This is a genomic window from Dehalococcoidales bacterium (assembly GCA_028716225.1).
Classification (GTDB): Bacteria; Chloroflexota; Dehalococcoidia; order Dehalococcoidales; family UBA5760; genus UBA5760.
This window is the reverse complement of sequence record JAQUQE010000086.1, coordinates 1-4,188: the sequence shown is the minus strand read 5'-3', so window position 1 is coordinate 4,188 and position 4,188 is coordinate 1. Positions and strand designations below refer to the sequence as shown.

Below are 4,188 nucleotides of genomic sequence, written 5' to 3'. Positions count from 1 at the left end.
CGGTTACCACGCTGTTCCAGGAAACGGAGTACTGCCTTTTGATACAACTGGGCAGTCTTATATCCTTCATCCTGGCTCAATAGCTGCACCTTGTCTCTCCTGGCTGCATTCTCGATTTCTTTTGCAGCCGACCGAAGGAAGGATGACAGCAGCTCGTCGCTGAGCTCTGCCTTGCGGCTGTGTGAAGCCTGTCGTGCCGTGATAAGCCGGCTGCCGGCAGGATATAGCCACCCGGCTCCTTCAGGCAGCTCTTCCGCTTTAATGACATCCTTTGGTGCCACATACCAGAATTCATGGAAGTATTGCCGACACCATTGATACTTTTCCGGCTGCTTGAGTTCTCTCAGGAAATCATTTCTGCTTATCTTGACTTCGAAGGCACGGCGGGTTAATCCCTTTGATGGCCACATTTCGAAGACTGCGGCATCGATCCAGCGGCCAGCGGAAAAGCCGGTTGCGTTAGCGACCTGCTCAAGGAGGATCGTCGGCGCATTACCGTTCGCGACAGTATAAACCTTGTATTTACTGCGAAGAAGTTCAATCAGATCCGACGAGGTGTATACTTTTACAGTCTTATTTGTCAATCCCTTCACCCACTAGTAAGGAAGTCCACGGTCATCCATGAGTATGCCCTCAATGTGGTCTATTTCATGCAGAACGGCAGCGGCATAAATGTCATGGAATTTCATCGAGCGGGTAAAACCGTTACTATTCTGGTACCGAAACTTAACAATGTTGGGTCTTTCCACTCGATAATATACTCCAACGGGAAAGGAGAGACATCCCTCTTTGTTTACCTGTTTCCCGCTAGTCTTAGTTACAACTGGATTGATTACTACCATTTCAATCGAAGGAGAATCTATGATAAAGACCTTCTTCATAATGCCAACCTGGGGAGCTGCGATGGAGATTGTATTGATACCTGCCCGACGGCAAGCCTCTAAAACTTCTTTCATCAGTCCTAACACCCCAGTCAAGACTTCTCCCTCTACAACTTCTTCACAGGACCGGCGAAGCCTTTCATCAGGTACCATCACCAGGCAGGGGTGTATTGTTGAAACTTTCACACGATCCGCCAGTTGTTTGGCCAGGCAATCTTTACAGATTCCGTGCGAAATACCTTCGGTACCCTGCCCGTCTTTTTCTCCCAGGTCTTTACCACACCAGGCACATACTACTTTCAATATGGTCATTAACTCAGCTCCTTACTGTAAATAAGTATGGTTATCTACATGAATCCCGTTTTTGTCTGGCGAAGAAGCTAATAAGCTCATCTTCCCCCAGAGTCCAACTCATTCCGCAGTCTTTACAGTACACGTCGTAGACCGGAATTGAGCACTGACAATCAAGACCGCAGTGATTATAAACGCAAGCCTTCCCCCCTGCATCTTCATATTCAAAATGCCTATGCTTACAACGGAGTAATTTAGTTAACCAATATCGAATTTTCTTTTTCATACCGTTTCCTCATTCGATTTCTCTATATTCCTGGCGCAGGAGCAGCAGGCTTTGATAACTCTATCGCACGTCTTCTTATCAACTGGGCACTCCGGCAAGGTTAAATTCATTTGCTCGGTCGCCCAGTTCTGCCAGACTGCATTATCTCGGAATCTCTCACCGTCAATGTCTGGTAGATAGCGATACTTTGCTAGAGCATAAAAACCTGATTTAGACCTCGGTGACATCAAGAGATGAATCCAGCCCGGGTCTCCCTCCATCTGGTAAATGAATACTTTTTCATTTTTCGCCGGCGAATCTTCGACCTGGTCGAGAAGGTCGTTCTCCCCAGTCCCATTTTTCACAGCTCTTAAAAACATAGGACACCGCTTCACCAGATAATCGCCCTTGCATGGTCCATCTAACAATTCAACTGACATTTTCCCCTCCCATGTAGATAAGCTCTCTACTCAGTTCTTTTCCAGATTACAATCTCGTAGTCACATTGATGTCCGCAGTGAGGGGGGACATTGATTCCACAATAAGGGCATCTCTCAGTGTTATCAGAGGGATTACTCCACCGTTTTGTTTTTCTAATTATGTAAACTATTCTTTCAGACATTTTCTACCTCCTTTAATGTAGATAAGCTCTATATGACTATTTTTTTGCCCACCGAATAATTATATCCAGCAAAATGTTGAAAAGACCGCAAATTAGGAAAGCTACTGGGGGAGCAACGAAATAAAACCACATTGGGGGTTTGGCTATCATCCCAAACGGTACATCTATAACTGCGATGAAGAAGATGATGAAGAAAACAAGTAGTATTATTTCTTTCCGTTTCAATTTACACCTCCTATAATGTAGATAAGCTCTGTTATCTTTAATAACCCGGGTATTTTATTTTTACAAGCAATAGTGTGATTAGCGGGTACTTGTGCACGTTATCGATAGGCTTGCCAAAACGGAGGGCGAAGAACCAGAGCCACTCCCAGCAATACCAATTTTTGTCAATTATAAATGGCCACCATTTCCAGAAATACCAGATAATGACGAACAGGTACCCCCAGAAGCTGTCGTACTTCTCTCCGCGGTACTCATCAATAAAGTCCTTGACCTCAGCTGCATCCGGGGGAGTATCGAACCATCTGAAAACCAGGTACGGCTCCTTGAAAGAGTCCAGCCGGCTTTCTGTAATCCCGACCCCGCCCTTTGCCTCACTTACCCATACGGTGCCGTCAGAATCTATCCTGGATATGAAAGCGGTATGCCAGGGTTTGCGTTCAAGGTTCTTCCAGTCTTCGTCGAACCTCCCCAGTGTCCCGGAAAGCACAGTAAACGCTGGTCCAGCGCCATCGACAACAACGAAGTCACCAATTCGATATTCTGCAGGATCTGTAATAATCATCACCTATCTCCTACAGCCGGCTTTTTGAGAATGGGACAACTATTAACTTCCGGAAGATTTACTTCGAAAAAGCCGAGTCGCCCGCGGTAGGGGATCGGTTTGTCATAGAGCTGAGGATTTGCCATCATGAAAGCGTATTGACCGGGTTCATGCCAGGGAGAATATAGGTTGTCGAGCTCCTCCCCAAAACGGAAGCTACAACCGACTATATCTACTTCGCCAATAATTGCTCCCAATGTGAAAGTTGCTTTAAAATACTCCTCTTTTTGTTCTTCCTTGAGCATCGCTAAAATGTATCTCTCAGTTGAACAGCCATTACCTGTTTTCTCTACATCGGAGATCTTCCCTGCATGAACATAGATGTGCATCGGTACGTTTTTTTCATATGAAGGATGATTCAGAAGCGGCGGCATATGAAGATACCAGCTCCTATTCTCCACATCTTTGTACCCTGCACAAATTAACCATGCCCATGGTTGCCGAATGCTCAATGCTTTCATTTTTGTACCTCCAGATCTTCTAGTTTATAGTGGACTAATCCCCCCAGCGTCAGTACACCAAGTCGTCCAGGTAGCGTCTTCGATGGTCCGATCACTACAGCAATTTCCCCGGCGTGATCGCCAGTCTTAACCTTCACAGGTTGACCATGCTTAATGTCCGGGGCTGGCTTCCTTTCTACCAAAACAAAGACCTCTGGCTTGGGGATAGCAGCTTCTTGCTTTTTAGCCACAGCTAACGCCCTCTCAATAGCTTTATGACGGTAGTCTTCCTTCTCTTCTTCAGTCATGTCACAAACACGCTTAAATATTGAGCCGTCTGGGGCTATGTAGGCGATTTTTAGTATAGCTCTTCGGTCGCCCTTCTCCATGAGCTTCAGCGGTGGCTTATTTCTTCTGAATTTTTGTTTCATGCTGTTACCCTCTCTCCATGCCCATCTCCGAATGTGGACATCTCTTTAAAATGACAGTTCATGTGGGCGTAAAATTTTCCTAGGGGTTGCCTCCCTTGCCATGCTGTACGCCAAACTGTCCATTCCAAGACTTGTTTGTCTGTATTTTTACAGTATTTACAGGTAAAAAGTTCGCTCATAGTATCCTCCTGCTAACTGTCCAATACGTCTTCTAGAATCGGCATGAAATATTCATCGTAATCATCTGTTGATAGAGCCACAAGCCATGCAGCCAATAACAGAGCATCTGCCTTGGACATACGGGCCGTTCTCATTGGTAAACCCACAACAATCTGGTCACCTTGTACTCCTACGATAAATTTGTTCTCAGCCATGATTTCACCTCCTTTGTTGTTTACATTCTTTTGGCGGAATAAAACCCCAGTCGTGTTG

The 4,188-nt window shown here is 45.6% G+C and carries 9 protein-coding genes; all 9 read right to left on the bottom strand.

Annotation, left to right across the window (positions count from 1 at the left end):
- A partial coding sequence (locus PHI12_13815) for a hypothetical protein (protein ID MDD5511870.1) occupies positions 1-584 on the bottom strand: 584 nt, incomplete at its 3' end.
- Positions 585-596: 12 nt separating this feature from the next.
- On the bottom strand, positions 597-1,193 hold the full coding sequence (locus PHI12_13810; protein MDD5511869.1) for a peptide deformylase: 597 nt from the start codon (positions 1,191-1,193) through the stop codon (positions 597-599).
- A gap of 261 nt (positions 1,194-1,454) precedes the next feature.
- On the bottom strand, positions 1,455-1,877 hold the full coding sequence (locus PHI12_13805) for a hypothetical protein (protein MDD5511868.1): 423 nt from the start codon (positions 1,875-1,877) through the stop codon (positions 1,455-1,457).
- Positions 1,878-1,903: 26 nt separating this feature from the next.
- On the bottom strand, positions 1,904-2,059 hold the full coding sequence (locus PHI12_13800) for a hypothetical protein (GenBank protein ID MDD5511867.1): 156 nt from the start codon (positions 2,057-2,059) through the stop codon (positions 1,904-1,906).
- Between the two features lie 36 nt (positions 2,060-2,095).
- On the bottom strand, positions 2,096-2,284 hold the full coding sequence (locus PHI12_13795; GenBank protein MDD5511866.1) for a hypothetical protein: 189 nt from the start codon (positions 2,282-2,284) through the stop codon (positions 2,096-2,098).
- Between the two features lie 37 nt (positions 2,285-2,321).
- Entirely contained in the window at positions 2,322-2,846 is a 525-nt protein-coding gene (locus tag PHI12_13790; GenBank protein ID MDD5511865.1) for a hypothetical protein, read from the bottom strand.
- Positions 2,846-3,346: an ASCH domain-containing protein gene (locus PHI12_13785; protein ID MDD5511864.1), complete on the bottom strand. Its 501-nt coding sequence runs from the start codon at positions 3,344-3,346 to the stop codon at positions 2,846-2,848. Before PHI12_13785 ends, PHI12_13790 begins: the two co-directional genes overlap by 1 nt.
- Positions 3,343-3,756, bottom strand: a complete 414-nt coding sequence (locus PHI12_13780) for a hypothetical protein (GenBank protein ID MDD5511863.1) — start codon at positions 3,754-3,756, stop codon at positions 3,343-3,345. The genes PHI12_13785 and PHI12_13780 overlap by 4 nt, the downstream gene beginning before the upstream one ends.
- Before the next feature lie 191 nt (positions 3,757-3,947).
- A partial coding sequence (locus tag PHI12_13775) for a hypothetical protein (GenBank protein ID MDD5511862.1) occupies positions 3,948-4,188 on the bottom strand: 241 nt, incomplete at its 5' end.